Source organism: Planococcus sp. FY231025 (assembly GCF_052078085.1).
Lineage (GTDB): Bacteria > Bacillota > Bacilli > Bacillales_A > Planococcaceae > Planococcus.
The window spans coordinates 433,880-456,373 of record NZ_JBQJJG010000001.1; the positions used below are offsets into that span (position 1 = coordinate 433,880).

At 51.0% G+C, this 22,494-nt stretch carries 22 protein-coding genes and 1 riboswitch; of the genes, 16 read left to right on the forward strand and 6 right to left on the reverse strand.

Features of this window, described 5'->3' with window-relative positions; genetic code table 11:
* Positions 1 to 33: 33 nt before the first annotated feature.
* The 4 genes from ACTL32_RS01935 (at position 34) to ACTL32_RS01950 (ending at position 5,130) form a co-directional block, all read left to right on the forward strand.
* Positions 34 to 1,893, forward strand: coding sequence for a polysaccharide biosynthesis protein (locus ACTL32_RS01935; protein WP_441339900.1), 1,860 nt, complete (start codon positions 34 to 36; stop codon positions 1,891 to 1,893).
* Positions 1,894 to 1,956: 63 nt separating this feature from the next.
* Entirely contained in the window at positions 1,957 to 3,318 is a 1,362-nt protein-coding gene (locus tag ACTL32_RS01940; RefSeq protein WP_441339901.1) for a hypothetical protein, read from the forward strand.
* A 146-nt stretch (positions 3,319 to 3,464) separates the two neighbouring features.
* Complete coding sequence (locus ACTL32_RS01945; protein ID WP_441339902.1) at positions 3,465 to 4,667, forward strand: DegT/DnrJ/EryC1/StrS family aminotransferase; 1,203 nt, start codon at positions 3,465 to 3,467, stop codon at positions 4,665 to 4,667.
* Positions 4,668 to 4,800: 133 nt separating this feature from the next.
* Positions 4,801 to 5,130 (forward strand): hypothetical protein, encoded by a 330-nt coding sequence (locus tag ACTL32_RS01950; RefSeq protein WP_441339903.1) that lies wholly within the window; start codon positions 4,801 to 4,803, stop codon positions 5,128 to 5,130.
* Between the two features lie 47 nt (positions 5,131 to 5,177).
* Here ACTL32_RS01950 and ACTL32_RS01955 read toward each other — a convergent pair whose 3' ends face one another.
* Positions 5,178 to 5,657, reverse strand: coding sequence for a hypothetical protein (locus ACTL32_RS01955; protein ID WP_441339904.1), 480 nt, complete (start codon positions 5,655 to 5,657; stop codon positions 5,178 to 5,180).
* 131 nt (positions 5,658 to 5,788) lie between these two features.
* On the opposite strand from ACTL32_RS01955, the gene ACTL32_RS01960 reads away from it, so the two are divergent.
* The 7 genes from ACTL32_RS01960 (at position 5,789) to ACTL32_RS01990 (ending at position 13,624) form a co-directional block, all read left to right on the forward strand.
* A complete protein-coding gene (locus ACTL32_RS01960) occupies positions 5,789 to 6,463 on the forward strand; it encodes a hypothetical protein (protein ID WP_441339905.1) in 675 nt (224 codons plus the stop codon).
* A gap of 115 nt (positions 6,464 to 6,578) precedes the next feature.
* Positions 6,579 to 7,565, forward strand: coding sequence for a LacI family DNA-binding transcriptional regulator (locus ACTL32_RS01965; RefSeq protein ID WP_441339906.1), 987 nt, complete (start codon positions 6,579 to 6,581; stop codon positions 7,563 to 7,565).
* 84 nt (positions 7,566 to 7,649) lie between these two features.
* Complete coding sequence (hisD, locus tag ACTL32_RS01970; protein WP_441339907.1) at positions 7,650 to 8,930, forward strand: histidinol dehydrogenase; 1,281 nt, start codon at positions 7,650 to 7,652, stop codon at positions 8,928 to 8,930.
* A 131-nt stretch (positions 8,931 to 9,061) separates the two neighbouring features.
* Positions 9,062 to 10,384 carry a GntP family permease gene (locus ACTL32_RS01975; RefSeq protein WP_204890799.1) on the forward strand — a complete coding sequence of 441 codons (1,323 nt, stop codon included), beginning with the start codon at positions 9,062 to 9,064 and terminating at the stop codon, positions 10,382 to 10,384.
* An 85-nt stretch (positions 10,385 to 10,469) separates the two neighbouring features.
* Positions 10,470 to 11,417 carry a 3-hydroxyacyl-CoA dehydrogenase family protein gene (locus ACTL32_RS01980; protein ID WP_441339908.1) on the forward strand — a complete coding sequence of 316 codons (948 nt, stop codon included), beginning with the start codon at positions 10,470 to 10,472 and terminating at the stop codon, positions 11,415 to 11,417.
* Positions 11,417 to 12,181 carry an SDR family NAD(P)-dependent oxidoreductase gene (locus ACTL32_RS01985; RefSeq protein ID WP_441339909.1) on the forward strand — a complete coding sequence of 255 codons (765 nt, stop codon included), beginning with the start codon at positions 11,417 to 11,419 and terminating at the stop codon, positions 12,179 to 12,181. The genes ACTL32_RS01980 and ACTL32_RS01985 overlap by 1 nt, the downstream gene beginning before the upstream one ends.
* Positions 12,182 to 12,382: 201 nt before the next feature.
* Positions 12,383 to 13,624 (forward strand): NAD(P)-dependent malic enzyme, encoded by a 1,242-nt coding sequence (locus ACTL32_RS01990; protein WP_441339910.1) that lies wholly within the window; start codon positions 12,383 to 12,385, stop codon positions 13,622 to 13,624.
* A 249-nt stretch (positions 13,625 to 13,873) separates the two neighbouring features.
* On the opposite strand, the gene metC is transcribed toward ACTL32_RS01990, so the two are convergent.
* The gene (gene metC / locus ACTL32_RS01995; protein WP_441339911.1) at positions 13,874 to 15,049 is read right to left on the reverse strand and encodes a cystathionine beta-lyase; all 1,176 of its coding nucleotides are present in this window, start codon (positions 15,047 to 15,049) and stop codon (positions 13,874 to 13,876) included.
* On the reverse strand, positions 15,046 to 16,167 hold the full coding sequence (locus tag ACTL32_RS02000) for a methionine biosynthesis PLP-dependent protein (protein ID WP_441339912.1): 1,122 nt from the start codon (positions 16,165 to 16,167) through the stop codon (positions 15,046 to 15,048). The genes metC and ACTL32_RS02000 overlap by 4 nt, the downstream gene beginning before the upstream one ends.
* Positions 16,168 to 16,242: 75 nt before the next feature.
* Positions 16,243 to 16,347, reverse strand: a riboswitch (SAM riboswitch).
* A gap of 331 nt (positions 16,348 to 16,678) precedes the next feature.
* On the opposite strand from ACTL32_RS02000, the gene ACTL32_RS02005 reads away from it, so the two are divergent.
* From ACTL32_RS02005 to ACTL32_RS02025, 5 genes are all read left to right on the forward strand, one after another.
* A complete protein-coding gene (locus ACTL32_RS02005) occupies positions 16,679 to 16,984 on the forward strand; it encodes an antibiotic biosynthesis monooxygenase family protein (RefSeq protein ID WP_441339913.1) in 306 nt (101 codons plus the stop codon).
* The gene (locus ACTL32_RS02010; RefSeq protein ID WP_441339914.1) at positions 16,981 to 17,334 is read left to right on the forward strand and encodes a hypothetical protein; all 354 of its coding nucleotides are present in this window, start codon (positions 16,981 to 16,983) and stop codon (positions 17,332 to 17,334) included. Before ACTL32_RS02005 ends, ACTL32_RS02010 begins: the two co-directional genes overlap by 4 nt.
* An 18-nt stretch (positions 17,335 to 17,352) precedes the next feature.
* Positions 17,353 to 18,006, forward strand: coding sequence for a cobalamin B12-binding domain-containing protein (locus tag ACTL32_RS02015; protein ID WP_441339915.1), 654 nt, complete (start codon positions 17,353 to 17,355; stop codon positions 18,004 to 18,006).
* Positions 17,984 to 18,754, forward strand: a complete 771-nt coding sequence (locus tag ACTL32_RS02020) for an STAS domain-containing protein (protein WP_441339916.1) — start codon at positions 17,984 to 17,986, stop codon at positions 18,752 to 18,754. Before ACTL32_RS02015 ends, ACTL32_RS02020 begins: the two co-directional genes overlap by 23 nt.
* A 746-nt stretch (positions 18,755 to 19,500) precedes the next feature.
* A complete protein-coding gene (locus tag ACTL32_RS02025) occupies positions 19,501 to 20,508 on the forward strand; it encodes an LLM class flavin-dependent oxidoreductase (RefSeq protein WP_441339917.1) in 1,008 nt (335 codons plus the stop codon).
* Between the two features lie 77 nt (positions 20,509 to 20,585).
* On the opposite strand, the gene ACTL32_RS02030 is transcribed toward ACTL32_RS02025, so the two are convergent.
* From ACTL32_RS02030 to ACTL32_RS02040, 3 genes are all read right to left on the reverse strand, one after another.
* On the reverse strand, positions 20,586 to 20,756 hold the full coding sequence (locus ACTL32_RS02030) for a hypothetical protein (protein WP_204890788.1): 171 nt from the start codon (positions 20,754 to 20,756) through the stop codon (positions 20,586 to 20,588).
* A gap of 114 nt (positions 20,757 to 20,870) precedes the next feature.
* Positions 20,871 to 21,428, reverse strand: a complete 558-nt coding sequence (locus ACTL32_RS02035) for a hypothetical protein (protein ID WP_441339918.1) — start codon at positions 21,426 to 21,428, stop codon at positions 20,871 to 20,873.
* A gap of 84 nt (positions 21,429 to 21,512) precedes the next feature.
* A complete protein-coding gene (locus tag ACTL32_RS02040) occupies positions 21,513 to 22,400 on the reverse strand; it encodes a hypothetical protein (RefSeq protein WP_441339919.1) in 888 nt (295 codons plus the stop codon).
* Between the last annotated feature and the right edge of the window lie 94 nt (positions 22,401 to 22,494).

The following is a 22,494-nucleotide window of genomic DNA, read 5'->3' on the forward strand; positions in this document are numbered from 1 at the left end:
CTGGAAAATGAGAAACGAGATGGGGTAATTAAGTTGACGATAAAGAAAAGATACTTGTCATTATTCTTGATTGATTCGTTGATCATTCTTTCTTCCATCTACGCCTGCTACTTGTTCTTATACCCGTATGCCAGCGTGCTGTCGAATGAAATGCTGTTCATCAGCACAGTGACCTTGTTCATCGCTTGGCACTCATTCGCCTGGCATTACGGGCTATACCGGAAAATCTGGGCATATGCATCCGTCGATGAATTGAAATCAATCGTCAAAGCGGTGACATTGACCATCTTTGTCGCCAGCATCATGCAATATGCATATGGCGAACAATTGTATGCCCGTACGCTGATGCTGTCCTGGATGCTGCTGATTTTCTTCTTCGGCGCTTCCCGGATTTCATTGCGATTGATCCAGGAGCAGTCAATCAGGCGCAAAGCCGTTTTGACGAGCCGGACAATGGTGGTAGGCGCAGGGCAGGCAGGCAGAATGATTGCGCGCCATATGAAGAATAATCCGGAGTGGGGCAGAAATCCCGTCATCTTTGCCGATGACGACAAAACAAAATGGGGACTTGAGATCTACGGGCTCGAAGTTGTCGGCCCTCTTGGGAATATCCCGGAATATGTAGTGGATCACCGCATCGAGCAGATCATCATTGCGATTCCTTCGCTGTCGAAAAGAGCGATGGCCGAACTGACCAAACAATGCCTTGATACAGGCGCCAAGGTGCAAACGATTCCGCGCATTGAGGACCTGATGACTGGAAAAGTGACTGTCAGCGACATCCGCGATGTGAAAATCGAGGATCTGCTCGGCCGGGAAGAAGTGAAGCTCGACATGGCAGCAATCGAAGAACAGATCGCCGGCAAGACGGTTATGGTGACCGGCGCAGGCGGATCGATCGGTTCAGAAATCTGCCGGCAGATCTCCAAATTCAATCCGGGCAAAATCCTGTTGCTCGGCCACGGGGAAAACTCGATCTACACGATTGACATGGAGCTTCGCGGCAAGCTGCCGGAGACCATTGAAATCGTGCCGATCATTGCCGATATCCAGGACCGGGAACGCATTTTCCGAGTGATGGAAACGTATCGGCCGGACCTTATCTACCATGCCGCGGCGCATAAGCACGTGCCGCTAATGGAGGCGAATCCGCTGGAAGCAGTGAAAAACAACGTCTTTGGGACGAAAAACGTCGCAGAAGCGGCGGACAAATACGGCATTGGAAGTTTTGTCATGATTTCCACCGATAAAGCGGTCAATCCGCCGAATATCATGGGTGCGACAAAACGCTGTGCCGAAATGATCGTTCAGAACCTTGCGATCAACAGCAAGACGACATTCGCCGCTGTCCGGTTCGGCAATGTCCTGGGCTCGCGCGGAAGCGTCGTCCCGCTGTTCAAAAAACAGATTGCAGGCGGCGGTCCCGTCACTGTAACCGATCCGGACATGACCCGCTATTTCATGACCATACCTGAAGCTTCGCGGCTGGTCATCCAAGCCGGGCTTCTTGCTTCAGGAGGGGAAGTGTTCGTGCTCGATATGGGCGAACCTGTCAAAATCGTCGACTTGGCGCGCAATATGATCAAGCTTTCCGGATTCGAGGAAAACGAGATCAAAATCCAATTCACAGGAATGCGGCCGGGTGAAAAATTATACGAAGAGCTGTTGGATGCAAGCGAAATCCAAAGCGAAAAGATCTTCCCGAAGATCTATATCGGGAAAGCAACGCCGATCAGCCAGGTGGAGATGAGCCGGATCCTGAAGCAACTGCCAGATATGACTCCCGAACAGACGAAGGAAACGCTTTTGGGACTGGCGAACCGGAAGCGGAAAGAACCCGAACAGGAATGGAAGAAAACATGGGCTGCGAAAGCGGGGAACGAATTTGCTTGATGTTTTCCTGAGCAGCCCAGGAAGCTTGGCTGCATAGAGTAAAACTTGAAGGAGAGAGTGCGGATGCGTGAGCTGCCCATGAAAATCTACGACAATTCGCCGATATACCTGCAGAATCTATTGACCACAATTGAAGGATACCGCAAAACAAAAAGCAGGTATGGACATATCTACTTTGAATTTTTAAGAGCCTTGGGCAACCGCAATGATTCGGATAAAGCGGCCGGAATAACGCATCAGCAGGAAGAAATGCAAAAACTGATCGCATATGCGGTTGACCAGAGCCCATTTTACCAGGAGTTCTATAAAGGGATCGATTTGGAGAGCATCCGGACGGTCGAAGACCTTAAAAAGCTTCCGATCCTCGAGATGGACATGCTCCAAAAGAATATTGCGGGCTTCTATACATTGCCGGAGAGCGCGGCTGTCGTTTCTTATATCCTAGACAATTCAGGAATGCCATTGAAGTTCCTGATTACGAAGGAGGATATGCAGCGACACATGGCATTCCTTGATTTTTTCAAGAACCAGCACGGTGCGACCAATCTGGAAATGAAGCGGGCGTCGTTCAGTTCCAACCGCTTTATCCCGAAGCGGCAGCGGAAGAAAGTGTTTTGGCGGGATAACCATTCCGCAAAGCAGCGCTTGTATTCCTCCTATTACTGCAATGAAAAGAATGCCCGGGCATATATAGAAAACCTCGACAATTACAAGCCGGACTTCATTGACGGGCTGCCATCAGCCATCTGTGAGCTAGCGAAATACATTAATCAGAACAAAATCATTCTCTCCTTCCAGCCGATTGCCATTTTCACAACGGAGGAGAAACTGACTCCGGAATGCCAGAAGGAAATCGAAGCGGCATTTGACAGCCCGGTCCACCACCATTTTGCTTTTACTGAAGGTGCACCGTTCATTGCGGAATGCGCCAAGGGCAAAATGCATTACAATCCTGGCTCCGGAATCATTGAAGCGACAGAAGACAAGGAAATGATCATCACTGGTTTTAATACTTATGGAACCCCGTTGATCCGCTACAAGACTGGGGAACTGATCGATTTGGCGATAGAAGAGGAGCGCTGCGAATGCGGCAGTGCCTATCCGGTCCTCCGCCAGCTTCAAGGGCGGGAAGAAGATTTCCTCCAATCACAGAGCCGGGGGAAGTTTACGGCGCTCTATATGTCCATGGCTGGCAGCAGTTTTTCTTCAGCTATACGAAAAATCCAATTCAGCCAGACTGAACCGGATGCTATAGATGTCATGGTCGAGGCAGCTGAAAGCTACACGGCTGCGATGACCGAATCCATCCAGGAAGAGCTGGTGTATATATTCGGGGAAGATATGAAATATCATATCCGCATAGTCGAAGAGATTCCGCCGAATAAAAAAAATAAATTCCGCCTTGTCATCAATAACGTGAACTGAAGAATTCAAGGTTGCGAAGGAATGGAAAGGGTGAATGATCTGACCTGTAAACCGAAGCGTCCCACTAAGAACAGTCTGACAGGACAATGGAAAAAAGCGTCGCATACCAGAAGTGCATTATTGAATGATGGCGAGGTGGCAGAAAGATGAAAATCCTTCCGATTGAGCAAAACTCCAGCACAAGCTTTTTTATACCGGCAGCAGAAACGAAAGAGAAAATCCTGCTGTCGACTCCGCATATGACGGGGAACGAAATGAAATATATCCAAGAGGCATTCGACTCCAACTGGATTGCGCCGGTCGGCCCGAATGTCGATAAATTTGAAGAAGAATTGGCCGCATATACTGGCGCTGCAGGCGGGGCAGCCTTGAGTTCAGGAACCGCGGCCATTCACTTGGCGCTCCATCTATTAGGGATCGGGAAAGGGGATCGGGTTTTTTGTTCGTCGCTTACGTTTGTGGCGAGCGCAAATCCAATCTTGTATGAAGGCGCGGAACCGGTATTCATTGATGCCGAAGAAGAGACATGGAATATGTCGCCGGTCGCGCTGCGCAAAGCGTTCCGTGCAGCAGCCGATGAAGGAAAGCTGCCGAAAGCTGTCGTGGTTGTCAATTTATACGGGCAAAGCGCACAGATGGATGAGCTGCTGGAAATCTGTAATGAATACGGTGTGCCGATTGTCGAAGATGCGGCAGAATCACTGGGCTCCAGCTATAAAGGGAAAAGCAGCGGGACGTTCGGGAAATTCGGGATCTTTTCCTTCAACGGCAATAAGATCATCACCGCTTCAAGCGGCGGCATGCTCATATCAAACGATACGGAAACGATCAAGAAGGCCCGTTTCCTTGCATCCCAGGCAAAAGATCCGGCACCTTATTACAAGCATCACGAAATCGGCTATAATTACCGGCTGAGCAACGTTTTAGCTGGAATCGGCCGGGCTCAACTGGAAGCGATTGATGAGCGCGTAGCCGCAAGGCGTGCCGTCTACGAAAGATATGTCGCCGGACTGGGCGATATTGAGGCAATTGAATTCCAGCCAGAACCTGAAGGGACGTTTTCAAACCGCTGGTTGACTGCCTTCACGCTCAACCCGGATTTGACCGCGCTGGTTCCTGAAAATATCAAGCGTGCGCTTGCTGCTGAAGAAATTGAATCGCGCAATGTCTGGAACCCGCTTCATTCCCAGGAGCTGTTCAAAGATGCGCAATTCTTTTCCCATGGCGATGGGGAAGCGGTGAGCGAGAAGATTTTCCGCCACGGCTTATGCCTGCCTTCCGGTTCGAACATGACGGAAGAACAGCAAGAGCGGGTCATCCGCGTCATCCGCAGCCTTTTCAACAATTGATCTTTCAAAAGGAATAAGAAGCAGCATCGGGGCAAGCGCTAGAACGGAAAGGGCATTCTGATGAATGCCTTTTTCATGTTAGCCCGAGCGGTGAACGGGTATAGGGGAATAGAGGGAAAAGGAGGCGGACGGAATGGAAATCAAAGCGGAAAGAGATTTGTTCAAGGATGTTTACGGCAATTATTATCTTGCGACAAACGTTGCCCACGGGTCGCTGACACTGGTGAACGCTGCGCTTTACTATGCCTATAAACAGGCATTGGATGAAGCGTTCATCGCGAAAGTGCAGCAGCAATATCCAAAGAAAATCGCTGTCGGCAAATATTTTGCAGACCTGGTGGATGCCCATATCGAAAAGCTGCAGGAGCCTGGGGCAGAAGGCGGCATCTACACCATCGAAGAAGCGAAAGAGCATTTTGATCTGCATATCAAACCGATCTATGATCATTCATTTCATGTATAAAAGAAGGCCCGGAAGCGTTTCCCGGGCCTTCTTTTCGTATGGAGCTTTTACGGTTTTGCGAAATCAAGCGGCTCATCGGTGTCCGAGAGCACTGTTCCCGCCGAATCAGTGATTTGGATGGCCGGCTGCCGTCCTTCAAAATATGCCGACTGCAAATATGCCTGGCGCACTTTTGCATCCAGGAAAGGAGCCGATAGCAGATTGTCGAGCGTATCTCCATTGTTGTTGTTCAACACAATACGGATGTCTATGCCTTTCATCGATACTTCCGAGATTTCCTGGAATCCTTTTTCATCTTTTTCCGGCAGGCTCGACAGGAACCGGTCAAAATCTGTTTCCGATAAGTGTATGCTTTCCCATTCCTCTGCCGAAATGTCTTCGAGCTCCTGATCGAGAAGATGAAGATTGGCGCTTTCTTCCTTGTTGGCCGTAGTGGCGGCTTGTGTTTCGGTATGGGCATCTTCTTGTGAACAGCCGGACAATAACAACGCGCCCGCGATTCCGAAGCATAACATTCTTTTTTTCATAACGTACCCCGCTAATTTCAAATTTCAACTTTTTCATTTTAGCAGGAAAATCTTTGAAATTCTATGATAAGAGAAGAAATTTGTAACAGAATGCATCATTTTGCCGTCTAATCCATAAAGGAGTGATCGCAATGAAAAAGCAAATTGCTTTGGGCCTGCTGCTTTTCGTGCTCGGAGGGTGCGGAACTGAACCGGATCCCGATCCGGTCATACCGGATGCTGTCACGCCGCAGCCGGATACAACCGTTCCCGGGGAAGAAGAGCCGGCTTCCGGCGGGGAAGGAAAAGAGGTTTCCGAAGATCCTTACGCCTTTTTCCTGGAGGACGGCTCGATAGCCCATTACAAAGGGGAGGGGAATGAGTATGCCCAATTGACTGTATGGACGGTCCATCTTGAAGGCGGCCATGTGGCTGTCTATGAAGACAATGGCGGCACGACGGTATTGAGAGTCTATCGCATTGAAGAAAATGCCGCAGAACTTGTGAAAGAAGAACCGGAGTTTTATGAGGAATACGAGCCTTCCCTTGAAGAACTGCAGGCGCTGGAGCCGATCTCACGCTATTTCGAACTGCCGGTCGAAGCCGGGGATGAAGTGAACGGCATGCCGGTCAAGGAGTTGGGAGCCAAAGTGGAGACGCCTTACAGGGATTTCGATAATGCCATTCTGCTGGAAAATAAAAGCGAGGACGGGGCCATCCTCCGTTCCTACTTCGTAGAAGGATACGGAGAAGTGAAGCGGGAATTCATCATGGAAGACGGCGATAACGAATACAAGGTCACTTCTAGCCTGGAAAAAATCGAATGATAACGTTGATGTCCTTCTGCTGAAGCGCAGAGGGACATTTTTTAGGAAGCGGGGTGCGGCAAATGCGGATTTGGTGTAACCTATAGTTCTAGAAGATGGAAAAAGGGTGGAGCGTATGAAACAGATGGTGACGGCGAAAGATGTGGCGAAACTTGCAGGAGTATCTCAATCCTCAGTTTCGAGGGTTTATTTTGAAGGGGCGAAGGTATCCGCTAAAACACGGGCCAAGGTATTGGCGGCTGCGGAAGAGTTGGGCTACCATCCCAACGAATTTGCACGGAGCCTGATCACGAACCGCACAAAAATCATCGGGCTGGTGATGAAAGGCGTACAGAACCCGTTTTATCCGCAGGTGCTGAAACAGTTCACGACAGCTTTCAAGAAGCTGGGGTACAGTGTCTTGTTCGTCCACACGCAAAACGAGGAATTGCAGCGGGAAGACGTCGAAACCCTGCTCAATTACAATGTAGCAGGCGTCATCATCACGGATGCGACGATGTCTTTGACTGTCGCTGAAGATTTCCGGGCCAACCGGATTCCTTTGGTATTTTTCAACCGCAAGCTGAATACAGGCGGCTTTTATTCCGTCTGCTGCAATAACCTCAACGCGAGCCGCGAAGTGGCGCGCTACCTGATCGGCAAAGGGTCGAAAGACTTCGCCTATATTTCCGGCAACAGCGATACATCGACAAGCCGTGAACGCGAAGAAGGCTTTGTGGAAGTCCTGGAGCAATCAGGAATTCCTTACCGGATCTATCAATCCGATTATACCTACGAAGGCGGCTTCAAAACGGCACTGGACATGCTGGAGGGAGGGCATCTTCCGGCTGCGATTTTTGCAGGGAATGATATCATGGCACTCGGCGTGATTGACGCTTTGCGCAAAAAGTCTGTCCGCGTCCCGAGAGACACAAAAGTGATCGGTTTCGATAATATCGACATGGCGGGATGGCCCGGTTACGGATTGACGACCTGGGAACAGCCGATTGAAAAAATGGTGGAAGAAACGATCAATTATTTGATGGATGAAATCGAGGAATACAAAGGTTTCGGCCGTGCATTGGAAATTGAAGGAAGGCTGGTTGAACGGGAAACTGTCTAAAAATTGTTGACATTCAAGATGGATTACAATATTCTTCTTGGTAAGATCATTTTTGCATACGTATTCAAAATGGAGGGATCAATTATGGTGAAAGTTTTTAAAGCAGGAAAATCGCAAGAAGAAGTAAGTGCAAACGACGTGAAAGTCTCGCAGATTGTCGCCGGTGCGCTAAAGGATGTAGAAGAACGCGGGGATGCTGCAGTCCGTGAATTGTCCGAAAAATTCGATAAGTGGGGGCCTGAATCGTTCCGTTTAACTCAAGAGCAGATAAATGAAATCGTTTCCAAAGTTCCTTCTTCAGTGATTGATGACATCAAATTTGCTCAAAAGAATATAAAGGCTTTCGCCGAAGCGCAATTGGCATCATTGAATGACGTGGAAGTTGAGCATATTCCAGGCGTGATTTTAGGCCATAAGAACATTCCAGTCAACAGCGTCGGCTGCTATATTCCAGGTGGCCGTTACCCGATGGTGGCTTCAGCGCATATGAGTGTCCTGACAGCGAAAGTTGCCGGCGTCAAACGTGTAATCGCTTGCACACCGCCGATCAACGGCGAAATCCCGAATGCGACGATTGCTGCAATGTCCCTTGCAGGGGCAGATGAAATCTACCTGCTCGGCGGAATCCAGGCGATGGGCGCCATGGCAATCGGCACCGAAACGATCGAAGCGGTCGACATGATTGTCGGGCCAGGAAATGCCTTTGTCGCAGAAGCGAAGCGCCAACTATACGGAAGAGTCGGAATCGACTTGTTTGCAGGCCCTACTGAAACATTAGTGGTGGCTGACCATACAGCAGATGCAGAAATGATCGCAACGGATCTTCTCGGCCAAGGCGAACATGGACCGACATCGCCGGGTGCACTGATCACCACTTCCGAACAATTGGCGGAAGAAACGGTGAAGGAAATCGAGCGCCAGCTCGAAACTTTGCCGACAGCGGATGTTGCCCGCGTTTCATGGGAAGATTACGGGCAAATCCTGATTGTCGACTCGATTGAAGAGGCGCGCATTGAAGCGGACCGTCTGGCATTCGAGCATGTGGAAATCCTGACGGAAAACCCGGATTATTTCCTTGAGCATATGACGAATTATGGCTGCTTGTTCCTTGGGCCTGAGACGAACGTAGCTTATGGCGATAAAGTCATCGGCACAAACCACACTTTGCCGACAAAAGGCGCTGCCCGCTACACCGGCGGACTTTGGGTGGGCAAATTCATCAAGACCGTCACATACCAGAAAGTGACGACGCCTGAAGCAAGTGCGTATATCGGCGAATACGCTGCACGGCTTTGCCAATTGGAGAACTTTGCAGGGCACGCCGAGCAGGCGCTTCTCCGCGTGAGACGATACGGCAATAAATAAACGATGCTGAACCCGTGAAGTTTGCGCGGGTCTGGCTATACATATACACAATTCCGGCTGGGGCGTTTTGAAATTTAAAGGTCCCGCCAGCCGGCACATCATATTATTTTAAGGCGTTTGGGGGATAATTTATGTTAGGCATGATCGGTTTATTCGGCGGATTGGCATTATTGATTTATTTGACGATGAGAGGGATGAACCTTCTGATTGCTGCTCCGCTTACAGCTTTGCTCGTGGCGGTCTTTAACGGGCTGCCCATTTTTCCGCAATTGGCTCCTGAAGGCGCCGCGAACTTCCTGACCAATTACATGACGGGCTTCACCGGATTTATCGCGTCCTGGTATTTGATGTTCCTGACCGGTGCGATTTTCGGTAAAGTCATGGAAGACAGCGGTGCAGCTGACAGCGTATCGAAATGGATCGTCAGCAAAATCGGCATGAAGCGCGCTGCATTGGCAGTCGTTATTGCCTGTGCGGTTCTAACTTACGGCGGCGTCAGCTTGTTCGTTGTGGCATTCTCGGTTTACCCGATGGCGCTCAGCTTGTTCAAGCAGGCAGATCTGCCGCGCCGCTTCATCCCGGCTGCCCTGGCGTTCGGGTCGACCACATTCACCATGACATCTGCAGGATCGCCGGAAATCCAGAACTGGATTCCAATCGAATTTTTAGGGACTTCTCCGTATGCAGGATGGGAAGTCAGCGCGATCGTCGCAGTCTTTATGATGGTCTTCGGCTATTGGTGGCTGAAAAAGATGATTTCGAAAGCAGTTTCAAAAGGGGAGCATTTTGTGGCCCGGAAGACGGACCCTTCTGCGGAAACGCGAAGAGAATTGCCGAACCCGCTGCTCAGCATGATTCCGCTGCTCGTTGTCTTGATCATTTCGTTTATTTTCCACGATTCCTTGGGGACTTCGGCATTGATCATTGCGCTTTCTGGCGGGATCTTGGCGACGTACCTGATCAACCGGAAGTACTTCCAGAATATCGGCCATGCGTTCGGTGAAGGCGCACTAGGCGCCGTCATCGCCATTGCCAATACAGCAGCGGTTGTCGGTTTCGGCGGTGTAGTCCGTGCCACTCCGGCTTTCGAGTCGGCGGTTGGCGTAATGACGGGGATTCCGGGAAGCCCGCTGATCGGCGGAGCCTTGGCTGTTGCGGTCATCGCCGGCTTGACCGGATCTTCTTCCGGCGGACAGGCGATCGCCTTGCCGCTCCTGGCGCCGCATTACCTCGATATGGGCGTCAACGCAGAAGCTTTGCACCGTACGGTATCCATTTCTTCCGGATCGCTTGATTCCTTGCCGCAGGGCGGATATGTAGTGACGACCATCCGTTCCATCGCAGGCGAGACGCACCGGGATGCATATCCGGCATTCGGGGCATTGTCAGTCGTAGTGCCATTGCTAGGCGCCGTCCTAGCGGTCATTCTATTTTCATTGGGCTTAGGCCTATAAGCAATCATTGCCCAACAAGCTATGTTCTTCCGTAGTTTGTTGGGTATAATTCGTTATACAGAATAAAACAAAAGAGGGGTGCAGCATGGAGAAGATTTCAATTTTAGGATCGGGGACAATGGGCCATTCAATTGCCTTGTCCGCAGCATGGTCAGGCCAGCAAGTGAAAGTATACGGCATCAACGAGCAGGACTTGGAGAATGCGGATAAAGGGTTGGAAAATAAAATTCAGGTTATGGTGGACAATGGCTTGTTTGACGCGGCAGACGGCCGGCGCATCAAGAACAGCATCCACTTTTCGACTTCCTTGGAGGAAGTGGTGGAAGGGGCGACTTTCATCATAGAAGTGATTCCGGAAGTGCTCGATTTAAAAAAGGACATGTACCGGAAGCTTGAAAGCCTGGTCGGGCCCGAGACTGTCATTGCGAGCAATACATCCGGCTTTATGCCAAGCCTGCTGGCAGACGATATGGAACATCCGACCCGGCTGGTCGTGACGCATTTCTGGAACCCGGGACACCTGATTCCGCTTGTGGAAGTGGTCAAAGGCGAGCGGACGGATAATGAAACAGTGGAGCGCGCGATGGCAGTCGTCGCTTCGATGAATAAAAAACCGATCCTTTTGAACAAGGAACTGCCCGGGTTTATCGGCAACCGCCTGCAATATGCGCTGTTCCGTGAAGCACAGGCGTTATTGGATGCAGGGGCAGCCACCAAAGAAGACATCGATGCCGCGGTCACCTACAGCATCGGCCGGCGCCTGCCGGTGACGGGTCCGCTGATGACAGCGGATATGGGCGGATTGGACGTGTTCTCCGCCATTTCGAATTATCTGTTCAGTGACCTGGCGGATGATCCGCGCTCTGGCAAGACATTGACACAGCTTGTTGAAGAAGGGGATCTTGGCGACAAGAGCGGCAAAGGGTTCTACGACTGGGAGCCGGCTGTATCCGAAAAGATCAATGCCGAACGCGAACAGACCTTGATCCATTTCCTGAAAAATGATCTCAAAACCGGGCAGGAGGCTGAATGATGGTCGAATACTTCACGGAACTCAAAGGAAAAACCGTTATCGTCACTGGCGGCAGCAAAGGAATTGGCCGGGATATCGCCCGGACGTTTGCTGAACTCGGCGCCAATGTAGCGATCTCCGGGCGCGGCAAGGAAGCGCTGGACGAAACGCTGGCTGAGCTGCACAGCTTCAATCCGAATTGCATCGCGGTCAGCGGCGACTTGAGCGATATCCAGGAAGTGCGGCGTTTAGTCGACACGGCTGCCGAAACGTTCGGAAGGGTGGATGTGCTGGTCAATAATGCCGGCGTCAACATTGCCAAACCGGCGATGGAAGTCACCGAACAGGACTGGGACACCGTTCTCGACTTGAATCTGAAATCTGCTTTCTTTGCCAGCCAGGCAGCTGCGAAATACATGCTGGAGCAAGGGAGCGGACGGATCATCAATATCGCGTCGCAAATGGCCTTTGTCGGCTATATCAAACGGGCGGCATACTGCTCGAGCAAAGGAGGCCTCGTCCAGATGACCAAAGCCTTGGCTGTGGAATGGGCGAAGGCAGGCATCAACGTCAACGCCGTTGCTCCGACATTTATCGAAACCGAATTGACCGCGAAAATGTTTGAAGACGAAGCGTTTAAAAAAGACGTCGAGAGCCGGATTCTCCTTGACGGTTTGTCACAGCCGAGGGATATTTCCGGAGCGGTCTTGTATTTGGCTTCCGGCCTGGCGAACTTTGTGACCGGCGAAACGATCAAGGTGGACGGCGGCTGGACAGCAATCTAAAATTTCACGAATAAAAGCCTCCAAGGGAACTGGAGGCTTTTATTCGTTTTTATTAAAATTCCAGGTCTTGGAATAGTAAGCGCTTACGTTTCTTTTCCTTCTCGGTCTAAAGACTGAAAATTCATTAAATTAAGCGAAAAGCCTTTTATTTCGCAAAGAACTCTCTATAATAAAGCATTATGAACAAAGGGAGATGAGGCAATGACGAACCTGAGAAACGATTCTTTGCATTTGCATCGCGAGAACCGGGGAAAGCTTGAAGTACGTTCGAAAGTGGCGGTCAGGAACGAGAGGGATTTAAGTCTTGCCTACTCTCCGGGCGTAGCAGAACCGTGCAAGGAGATTGCGCAGGATGCTGAGAAGGTGTTCGATTATACGATGAAGGGCAATACGGTTGCGGTAGTCACGGATGGGACAGCGGTGCTCGGCCTTGGCAATATCGGACCGAAAGCGGCGCTTCCGGTGATGGAAGGGAAAGCAGTGCTGTTTAAGGAATTTGCCGGGGTGGATGCTTTTCCGGTCTGCCTCGATTCCACAGATGCAGAAACCATCATCCAGACGGTCAAATTGCTTGAACCGGGGTTCGGCGGTGTGAACCTCGAGGACATTTCAGCACCTACTTGTTTTATCGTGGAAGAGCGGCTGAAGCAGGAAATGGACATTCCGGTGTTCCACGACGACCAGCACGGCACGGCGATTGTTACGCTTGCCGGGCTGATCAATTCGCTGAAACTCGTCGGCAAAGGTGTCGAGGACGTCAAAGTGGTAGTCAATGGAGCCGGTGCTGCCGGAATTGCGGTCGTAAAGCTCTTGAGCAAATTCGGCTTCAGCCATTTGATCATGTGCGATACCAAAGGGGCAATCTATAAAGGGCGGACAAATGGAATGAACCCCTATAAACAAGAAGTTTCCGAAATGACCAATTACGCAAAGGAAACTGGCGGGCTCGCTGAAGTGATCCAAGGGGCGGATGTTTTTATCGGCGTATCCGCTGCCGGCGCCTTGACAGAAGACATGGTCGCGTCGATGAACCGTGACGCCATCATCTTCGCCATGGCGAACCCGAATCCAGAAATCCTGCCGCATCTGGCGAAAAATGCAGGAGCACGGATTGTCGGAACCGGGCGTTCAGATTTCCCCAACCAGGTGAACAACGTACTGGCTTTTCCAGGCATCTTCCGCGGAGCACTTGATGTGCGGGCTTCCGAAATCAATGACGCCATGAAAATCGCGGCAGTCGAAGCGATTGCCGGCCTGATTGAAGTTAGCGAACTTCATGACGATTACGTCATTCCGGCCCCATTTGACCAACGGGTTGCATCGGCTGTGGCTGCAGCGGTGGCAAAAGCGGCAATTGAAACAGAAGTGGCGCGTCATCCGTCCGCGCTAAAAGAAGCGGTGGACCTAAACGTCCCAATCGGAGCAACTGACAGACGCAGCTAATATATATAATAGAAGAAAGCCGTCAGTGTTAACGCACTGGACGGCTTTTTTTTGTGTAAATTGGGAATCGCCGATAAATCCCTAGAATCGCCGATAAATCCCCAGAATCGCCGATAAAACCCCAGAATCGCCGATAAATCCCCAGAATCGCCGATAAATCCCCAGGATCGCCGATAACCTTCAAGAATCGCCGAAAAACTAAAAAAATGAAAGCCGGATGCACAGAACAGGCATCCGGCTCTCAAGGGTTTATTTCACCAATTCGGCAGGGTGGGCACGCCGTACTTTCTGCAATGCCTGCTCCAGGTCTTCAAGCAGATCGTCCGCGTGTTCAAGCCCGACGGATAGGCGCAGAACGCCGTCCGTAATGCCGCGTTTTTCGCGCTCCTCTTTCGGCATGGAGGCGTGGGACATTGTGGCAGGATAGGAAAGGATCGTTTCAACAGCACCGAGGCTGACGGCGAAAATCGGAATCTGCAGACTTTCCACAAAGGTCTTGGCAGCGGCTTTGTCCGCAAGGCGGAAGGAAAGCACGGCACCGGCACCGGTTGCTTGGCGTTCGTGGATCGGATTCCCGGGATGGAAACGGAAGCCGGGATAATAAACTTCCTCGATAGCTGGATGGGTATGCAGGTAATCGGCGATGATGCGGGCGGAAGCCGATGACTGTTTCAGCCTTGAGCCCAGAGTTTTGATGCCTTGGATCAATGTATAGGAATCCTGTGCGCCTAGCACCGATCCGAACGTATTTTGGATAAATCCGAGGCGGCTGCCGAGTTCCGGATCTTTGGTGACAGCAAGCCCGGCAATGATATCGCTGTGCCCGGACAGGAATTTCGTTGCACTGTGGAGCACAAGGTCTGCGCCCAGATCCAAAGGGTTCTGATAAAGCGGCGTCATGAACGTGTTGTCGACGAACGTCAGACAATCATTCGCTTTGGCCAGTTTTGCGGCAATTTCAATATCGGTGATTTTCATCACCGGGTTAGATGGCGTTTCGATATAGACCACTTTGCTGTTCTCCTGGAAAGCGGCGGCCATTTCACTCAAGTCGGTCATGTCGACAAACGAATAGCTGATTCCGAACCGCGGCAGCACCTCGGTGACAAAGCGGAAAGTCCCGCCGTAGACATCTTCAGAAACGAGGACGTGGTCCCCGGCAGACAATAGCATGAATGCCGAAGAGATGGCGGCCATGCCGGAAGCGAACGCAAAACCGCGTGTGCCGTTCTCCAGTTTGGCAATGGTTTCTTCAAGCTTTTGGCGTGTCGGGTTGCCGGAGCGGCTGTAATCGAACAGACCGAACTCTTCAAAATCCGCTTGGTGGTATGTCGATGATAAGAAAATCGGGACATTCACTGCGCCTGTTTTCTCATCGGTGCCCGCTGCGTGGATCAATTGGGTTTCCAGACGGTTTGTCGTCATAGGCGTACGCCCTCCTTGTCGAATGTTTTCAATGCTTCGGCGAGGTCCGCCGCCAGGTCTTCAGCTTCTTCGATGCCTACTGAGAACCGGAGCAGCCTGTCGCAGATGCCGCGGCTTGTCCGCTCTTCATAAGGGATTTCAGCGTGTGTCTGGGTAGCCGGGTAGGTGATGAAACTTTCAACGCCGCCCAGGCTTTCGGCGAACGTGATCAATTCCAGGCTTTCGAGGAACGAGGCGACCCATTCCGCTTGATTCAGCCGGAATGACAGCATGCCTCCTTTCCCGGGATATAGAACGTCCGATACGGCCGGATGGGATTGCAGGAATTCCGCCATTTCCTTGGCGTTCTTTTCGTGTTGTTTCATGCGGAGCGGCAATGTCTTCAACCCGCGGATCAACAGCCATGAATCAAACGGCGACAGCACTGCGCCTGCCGAATTGTGAAGGACGGCTAACCGTTCGCACAGCGCATCTCCTTTCGCGGCAACCAGTCCGGCGAGTACATCGTTATGGCCGCCGATATATTTCGTGGCGCTGTGCACAACAATATCTGCACCGAGTGAAATCGGCTGTTGAAGATAAGGCGTTAGGAATGTGTTGTCGGCAATCAGCAGCAAATTGTATTTTTTAGCCAAAGCGGCATAGCGCTCCAGGTCGATTTCCTGCATCAAGGGATTGGTCGGCGTTTCGATGAAGAAGGCGCGGGTGTTTTCATTGATCAATGCTTCCGTCTTTTCGCCATCGTTGAAGTCCGAATAGTGCGTGTGGATGCCGAAGACATCTGAGTAATGGTTCAACAGGCGGTAGGTGCCGCCGTAAATGTCCTCAGGCACCACCAGTTCATCTCCCGGGCGGAACAGGGACAGCACCAATTGGATGGCAGCCATGCCGGAACTGCAGGCATACCCGGCATCTGCGCCTTCCAGCGCCGCAAAGCCTTCTTCGAGAACCGTACGCGTCGGGTTTTTCGTGCGGGTATAGTCGTAGCCGGTGGATTTACCGAGGCCTTCATGTTCGTATGCAGTCGATAAGTAAATCGGAGTGCTGACTGCGCCGGTTTTTTCATCGCTGCGGGTGCCTAATTGAACCAATCGGGTTTCTAAACTTCTCTTTGCCATTTCGCTCATCCTTTCAAAAAAAAAACAGGGGCTTTCTTCAGAAAAAGAAGAAAGCCCCTGTATAGGAACACGTTCTTCTCATCTTCTAGGCATGCGCCTATTGGAATTAGCACCTTGGCCTTTGCAGGCTGGTTGCTGAGACTTCACAGGGCCAAATCCCTCCGTCTCTCTAGATAAGAAATAAAATATGCAATTGAATTTATATAATACAGATTACTTTAATCCAATTGGATGGAAAAGACAAGGGGGAAACCGGATTTTTATTAATTTTCACTCAATAAGGGCGTTTGCTGGCGGCAGGAGGATTCCTTACGCGTTCAAGCGGGTATAGGATAAACCGGTGCCCCTGCCGGCGGATTTTCGCTGATGAGGGTTGCCGGCTTTAAAAAAGACAAGCGCTCCTTCTGTATCCAAGTAGTATTGAAATCTTACGGCGCAAAGGACAACGCTTTTAATTCGAAAATCGAAAGGTTATAATAAACACTAGAATTTAGCGAAAAGGGGCTTTTTGATGTATATTGTAACTTCCACTGTAACGGTGCCGGAAGAAAAGACGGACGACTTGATCGCCATCTATAAAAACCGCTCGCGGCGTGTCGACAAAGCGGATGGTTTCCATTCATTCCGTTTGATCCAAAATACCAAAAAGCCGAATGAGCTGACGGTACACCTGGAATGGCATTCAAAAGAAGCCTATATGAAATGGGTCAAGAGCAATGAGTTCAAGGAAATCCATGAACTGGAAAAGCATTACCCGGACCAGCAGCTTGCAGGCATTGTACCGAAAGTGCGGCAGTACGAGGTGGTTGCTGAATGAACACAGAAACCAAAGGCCGCATTGCTTCGGCAACGGCGACCAGCATTTATGAAGCTTATCCCTCGTTATGGGACCGGTTCGGGGAACGCGGATTCCTGCGTACGGAGGAAGACAACCGGCATCACTTGGACCATTTGGAGACGGCGTATGAGCTGCAGGACTCTAAAATCTTTCTCGATTACAGCGTTTGGCTGGAAGGCGTGTTGAACAGCCGCAATGTCGAGACCGGATTGATCATCGATAATTTTGAACGCCTGATGGATATACTGCCCGGAAAGGCAGAAAAGGCAGAAGAGGAATTCATGCTTTCGTGCCTGAAGCAAGCGAATAAAATGTTGTCGGAAAGATGACTTGAAGGAGGTTGAAGAATGATTCAACCGATACAACTCGCGGAATTGTTCCTGGATGGAAATGATGCGGAAGCCCTTGTGCAAGTTCGCAGATTTCTGGAGGAGTATACGCAGCACGAACTTTTTGCGCGATTGCTGACGCCGGCAATGTACCATATCGGCGAATTGTGGGAAAACAATGAGATCGGGGTAGCGGATGAACACTTGGCCACTGCCGTCTGTGATTTTGTTGTTTCCGCTGTCGAAAACCGGAAACAGCAGGGGGATGGCACGGAACGCAAAGTGATGGTCCTTGGCCCGGAAGGCGAAGACCATTACATCGGATTGAAAATGGTATCGAGCCGGTTCCGTGAGAACGGCTGGTCGGTGAAATACCTTGGCCCGAACTTGCCGCTTGACCATGCGTTGGATGCCGCAAAACGCTGGGAGCCCGATGCAATAGCGCTTTCAGCGGCGCTAGTCTACCGCCTGCCGTTGATCAAGACCTATATCAAAGAATTTCTGGAACTGGATCCGAAGCCGATTGTCTTTTTGGGAGGACGGGCAGTTTCAAAAGCGAATCCGGAGGCGCTCCGCAATGAAGGCGCGATCGTCTTGGAGGATCTTGAACAATTAGAGCGATGGCTGACGATGGGAGAGGAACTGCAAGATGGATACGGAATATCAGTTTGAAGGCTTGCCGCTCCCGGCATTCAAATTATCGAAGGAACTGAAAGTGTTGGGGATCTCTCAAGAAGCGGAAAAATTTTTCGGGCCAACGGCTTCATTCAAGGACTTGATTGATGAAGGCAGCTTGAAGAAAGTGGAGAAATTGCTGATGCCGGAAACAGGTCCGGTACGGTTTGAAATGAATGTGGTCTCTGCAAGCGGCGGTCTCCTATTGGCCGACCTTCATGGAAAATGGCAAAGCGACGAAAGCTGGACGGTTGTTGTTATCTCCAAAGAGGACAATATCGAGCGCATCTCGCAGCAATTGCGGCGCCTGCAGGAACGGCTGCGCGAGACCGACTATGATCTGTTTCAGGAAAAGGAGCTTTCCATGCAGCTGCTCCAGCGAGTCCGAATGCTTTCTGCACCGAGCATCCGTCTGGACCTCGACCAGATGCTCATCCCGCTTTTCGGCGACTTGACGGCAGTGAAAATGGAAGCGGTCGGCGACAATGTCCTGAAAAACATCCACGACTCGCACGTCGAAACGGCCATCATCGACTTTACCGCGGTGGACCAGATCGAAGAAGAAGGGCTGAAGCTCTGGAACGGCTTGATGCAATCGCTGAAGGTCATGGGCGTCGAGTGCATTGTGACCGGAATCAAACCGGCGCATGCCAAACGGCTGCATGACCTTGAATCCAATACCGTGATGCGCTTCGCCTCGACACTCCTCGAAGTGCTCAACGAAAAAAGCGGAAGCCGGCTCTGAAAAGAGCCGATTCAGCTTGTATACAAAAGAATATTTATTCCTCTTCAAGAATGAGAGTCATTTAGGAGAAGCTATCCCGGATCCGCCACTTCAGGCGGACGCTTTCCGCGGGCTCGCGCCGAACTAACTAAGAACCTGTGCTCCTGCGCAAGCTCGTCGCAAATGCTTGCCCTCGCAAGCTTCGGTCAAGCATTGACTGGCGTCCGAGTGGATTTCGGCACTTCGCTATCCCGCAGGAAAGCCAATGACCGAAGAGAGTTCGGTCATTGGCTTTGCGACGAAGTGCGAAGCACTGCAGGAGCACAATGTTTGCCCTTGCCGCCTTCCGTTGCGGATCCTAAAGTCAGCGGCTTGTAACTAGATACACAAAGCAGAATAAGCGTCTTAATCCTTTTTTTGATACAGGTGACGCTCCCGACCGGGCTGGCCACGGAGACTCCTGTGGGAGCAGCGAAGCGACTCGAGCTGAAGGCCCCGCAGGAAAGACTTGGCCTGCCAAGTCTTTGCGACGAAGCTAGCGCAGCGATGCAGGAGCATGGTTTTTCAGTGACGAGGAGACTGAAGCCGAGCCCACGGAAAGCGAAGTGGCCAGCCCGGTCGGGCTTATACATCTCTGTTCAATCAAATTAGACTTTTTCTACAGTCTGAGCCGGCTCTGAAAAGAGCCGGTTTTTCTATGCCGTGAGCCGGAAAAGTGAAGGGCGTGGAAGAAATCGCTACAATGGTAAATATGAGGAGTGATTTATTTGGAATCGAAAAAATTCAACAATGTCCCGCTGTCGGTGCTGGACTTGGCACCGATCAATGCAGGAAGCGGCCCGGGGCAGGCGTTCAAGAACAGCGCTGAACTGGCGCAGCACGTAGAGAAATTAGGATTCAACCGGTTTTGGCTTGCAGAACACCACAATATGCCCGGCATCGGCAGTTCCGCAACGTCGGTATTGATCGGCCATATCGCCGGTTCAACGGAGCGGATCCGTGTCGGCTCAGGCGGAGTGATGCTGCCGAACCATGCGCCGCTTGTTATTGCCGAACAGTTTGGGACGCTAGAAGCGCTTTATCCCGGACGGATCGACCTGGGGCTTGGACGTGCGCCGGGAAGCGACCAGGCAACGGCATATGCGCTCCGCCGCACACTGCACAGCAGCGGGGATGAATTTCCGCAATTGGTGGAGGAGCTGGAAAACTTCTTTTCCGATCATCCGAAAGGGCGTGTGCAGGCATATCCTGGAACTGGGCTGAATGTGCCGCTTTGGCTTCTTGGCTCAAGCGGGTTCAGTGCCCAGCTTGCGGCGCTGAAAGGGCTGCCGTTCTCTTTTGCCAGCCACTTTGCGCCAGACTTCACGATGCAGGCGCTGCAATTATACCACCAGAATTTCAAGCCTTCTGCAGCATTGGACGCTCCGTATGCCATGGTTGGCGTGAACGTCATCGCTGCCGATACGCAAGAGCGTGCGGAATGGCTCGCCACTTCCAGCCAGCAGCAGATGTTTGCGCTGATGCGCGGCATGCCGACGACATTCCAGCCGCCGATCGACAAGCTGGAGGATGTGTGGACGGATCGGGAAATCGCTATTTTCCGGGAGAAATTGGATACTGAATCGATGATTGTCGGAACCCCGGATGTTGTTCGCGACAAACTCCAGGCGTTCATCAATAAAACCCGGGCCGATGAAGTCATCGTCAACTCGCAGATTTTCCATCAGGAAGACCGGCTGCGTTCTTATGAAATTGTCGCAGAAATGATGGAATAAAAAAAATCCCTTAAGAGCATGGAGCTCTTAAGGGATTTTTAAATGAAAAGGTTGGTCCGCAAAGAGAGTGATGAAGCTTAATGAAGATCCTGGGCTTTTCTTTCTTCACGCTTCATTTCTTCTGGGACAGAGTCATCCTGGGCAGCTGCATAATCAGGTGCACCTTCACCAATCATATTCAACGCTGCTGAGTAATCCTCATCGAACTGCCGGTCAATTTCCACTGGGTCCACTTGTTTGCGTACCATGGCGAAACAACCTCCTTTTACAGAATGGGCAGCTGCCGAATAAGAATGGCTCTGTCTATCTTCTTTTATTATACTGAATATTCTTTCTTTTAGGAAGCGAAGGGACTCCGCCTTTCACCGTAAATGGGTGGCCAATCTGGCGGATAGGAATGAGACAAGGCCTAGAGTGGCGGCAAGCGAGAGTATGACGTATACGAGAAGCGGAATTTCGTCGATAAATCCCGATGCAACGTCCGTGAACGGCTGAACCATATGCTCAGGGCGTTCTTCGCTTTTGAACAAGTGCGTGACGGTGTCACCGGAAGCAGCCGGCTTCCAAGTGCTCTCTTCTGACACAAGCCAAATTTCAATCTTATCTGAAACAGCGATATCCATTTTCGCGCCGCCTTCCACTTCGAGCCAGTGGGGGATATAGGTGTAGAAGACATCGATCGTTTCGCCGGGGTGTACCAGTTCGGACCCTTTCAGCACTTCCGCAACTTTTATTGACATGACGCGCTCCTGACCCGGAAAATCGATTTCTTTTATGAAAGCATCCTCACTCACTTCTCCGCGCAGATGAAGAGGTGCCGCCTGTTTGATTTCTTTGATTTCCTCCGGATCCATGGCAGCAAATGCAGCTGCGAAGCTGGTGGCCCAGATAAATATTGTCAGTAGCCAAACTTTTCCCATGCCAATCCCTCCCAATTATTCGATAAGACGGATAGGGGAGAAAGAAAGTTACAAAAAAGCCCATCAATTAATGATGGGCAAGTTTTACCGGGTTTGATTGATTTCGGCGTTCAGGATCATCGTCTCGAAAAAGACCGAAGGCGCTGATTCGTTCCATTCTGCAGAGACGGAATCATTGGTGCGTTCTTCAACGACCTCGTATGCGAGTTCTGTCCGAAGGTCGTCTGTCAATGGGATTTTAACGAGCGGCCCTTCCGGCGTCAGCCAGTTCAATTGTTCCTGGCGATTCTCCAGTGCATGATTGATCCAGGCGTCCTCTTCGGACTCAGCGGCAAAGAACGGTTCAGGCGACATCATCAGCCAAGTGTCTGCCTGGTATTTCGGCGATACCCAAAAACTTTTCTCGATGCGTCCTTCTTCTGCAGTGAACTCGGAAACTTCGTGGCGCAGTTCGTTGACTTCTTCGCCATTGCCAAGTGTCAGGCCGCGGGAGACGTAGACGTTGCCCTGAAGGATTTCACCCTCGTCTGCAGGAACAGTGCCGTACGGGTTGGATGTCGGATCGCTGCCGAATCCGGGATCCGCTTCCCGGGAAACCGGTGCCGGATTCCACGTCTTAACAGCGGCGTCATCGATGCCTTCTGTCTGGAGCGACAAAACGAATGGCATCCAGCTCGTATTTTCAACATGCTCGAAAATAATAGATACACCGTTGTCCAATGTCCGCTCAGTCAGCGTGTAGCTTCCAAGCGGAATGCCGAACAATGACAAGCCGCGCTTTCGTATCACATCTGCGCCTTCTTCTCTAACCGATGGATCAGACAACGTGAAGAACGCCGGTTTTTCAGCAAATAGCGTGATTTCTTCATTTGAATAAACTTCCGTTTCGTTTGTAATGAACATCATGCCTGTGAACAGGACCAGCGCCATGAAAAACACCACGAACAGCAACAGGATAATTTTTCTCACCATTTTCAAGCCCACCTCTATTTTTTGCGTCACCGATGATTATAGCACGGAGCAGGGGAGCGGGAGGAGCGAGATATGAGCATCCTTTGAACGTTGG

Bases quoted from the DNA above. Each gene is read 5' to 3' on its own strand.
- ACTL32_RS02030 (WP_204890788.1), bottom strand. From the start codon at position 20,756: ATGGTACGCAAACAAGTGGACCCAGTGGAAATTGACCGGCAGTTCGAT.
- metC (WP_441339911.1), bottom strand. From the start codon at position 15,049: ATGACGACAAACCGTCTGGAAACCCAATTGATCCACGCAGCGGGCACC.
- ACTL32_RS02000 (WP_441339912.1), bottom strand. From the start codon at position 16,167: ATGGCAAAGAGAAGTTTAGAAACCCGATTGGTTCAATTAGGCACCCGC.
- ACTL32_RS02020 (WP_441339916.1), top strand. From the start codon at position 17,984: ATGGATACGGAATATCAGTTTGAAGGCTTGCCGCTCCCGGCATTCAAA.
- hisD (WP_441339907.1), top strand. From the start codon at position 7,650: ATGGTGAAAGTTTTTAAAGCAGGAAAATCGCAAGAAGAAGTAAGTGCA.
- ACTL32_RS01975 (WP_204890799.1), top strand. From the start codon at position 9,062: ATGTTAGGCATGATCGGTTTATTCGGCGGATTGGCATTATTGATTTAT.
- ACTL32_RS01985 (WP_441339909.1), top strand. From the start codon at position 11,417: ATGGTCGAATACTTCACGGAACTCAAAGGAAAAACCGTTATCGTCACT.
- ACTL32_RS01980 (WP_441339908.1), top strand. From the start codon at position 10,470: ATGGAGAAGATTTCAATTTTAGGATCGGGGACAATGGGCCATTCAATT.
- ACTL32_RS01990 (WP_441339910.1), top strand. From the start codon at position 12,383: ATGACGAACCTGAGAAACGATTCTTTGCATTTGCATCGCGAGAACCGG.
- ACTL32_RS02015 (WP_441339915.1), top strand. From the start codon at position 17,353: ATGATTCAACCGATACAACTCGCGGAATTGTTCCTGGATGGAAATGAT.
- ACTL32_RS02040 (WP_441339919.1), bottom strand. From the start codon at position 22,400: ATGGTGAGAAAAATTATCCTGTTGCTGTTCGTGGTGTTTTTCATGGCG.
- ACTL32_RS01945 (WP_441339902.1), top strand. From the start codon at position 3,465: ATGAAAATCCTTCCGATTGAGCAAAACTCCAGCACAAGCTTTTTTATA.
- ACTL32_RS01940 (WP_441339901.1), top strand. From the start codon at position 1,957: ATGCGTGAGCTGCCCATGAAAATCTACGACAATTCGCCGATATACCTG.
- ACTL32_RS02010 (WP_441339914.1), top strand. From the start codon at position 16,981: ATGAACACAGAAACCAAAGGCCGCATTGCTTCGGCAACGGCGACCAGC.
- ACTL32_RS01955 (WP_441339904.1), bottom strand. From the start codon at position 5,657: ATGAAAAAAAGAATGTTATGCTTCGGAATCGCGGGCGCGTTGTTATTG.
- ACTL32_RS01950 (WP_441339903.1), top strand. From the start codon at position 4,801: ATGGAAATCAAAGCGGAAAGAGATTTGTTCAAGGATGTTTACGGCAAT.
- ACTL32_RS01960 (WP_441339905.1), top strand. From the start codon at position 5,789: ATGAAAAAGCAAATTGCTTTGGGCCTGCTGCTTTTCGTGCTCGGAGGG.
- ACTL32_RS02035 (WP_441339918.1), bottom strand. From the start codon at position 21,428: ATGGGAAAAGTTTGGCTACTGACAATATTTATCTGGGCCACCAGCTTC.
- ACTL32_RS01965 (WP_441339906.1), top strand. From the start codon at position 6,579: ATGAAACAGATGGTGACGGCGAAAGATGTGGCGAAACTTGCAGGAGTA.
- ACTL32_RS02005 (WP_441339913.1), top strand. From the start codon at position 16,679: ATGTATATTGTAACTTCCACTGTAACGGTGCCGGAAGAAAAGACGGAC.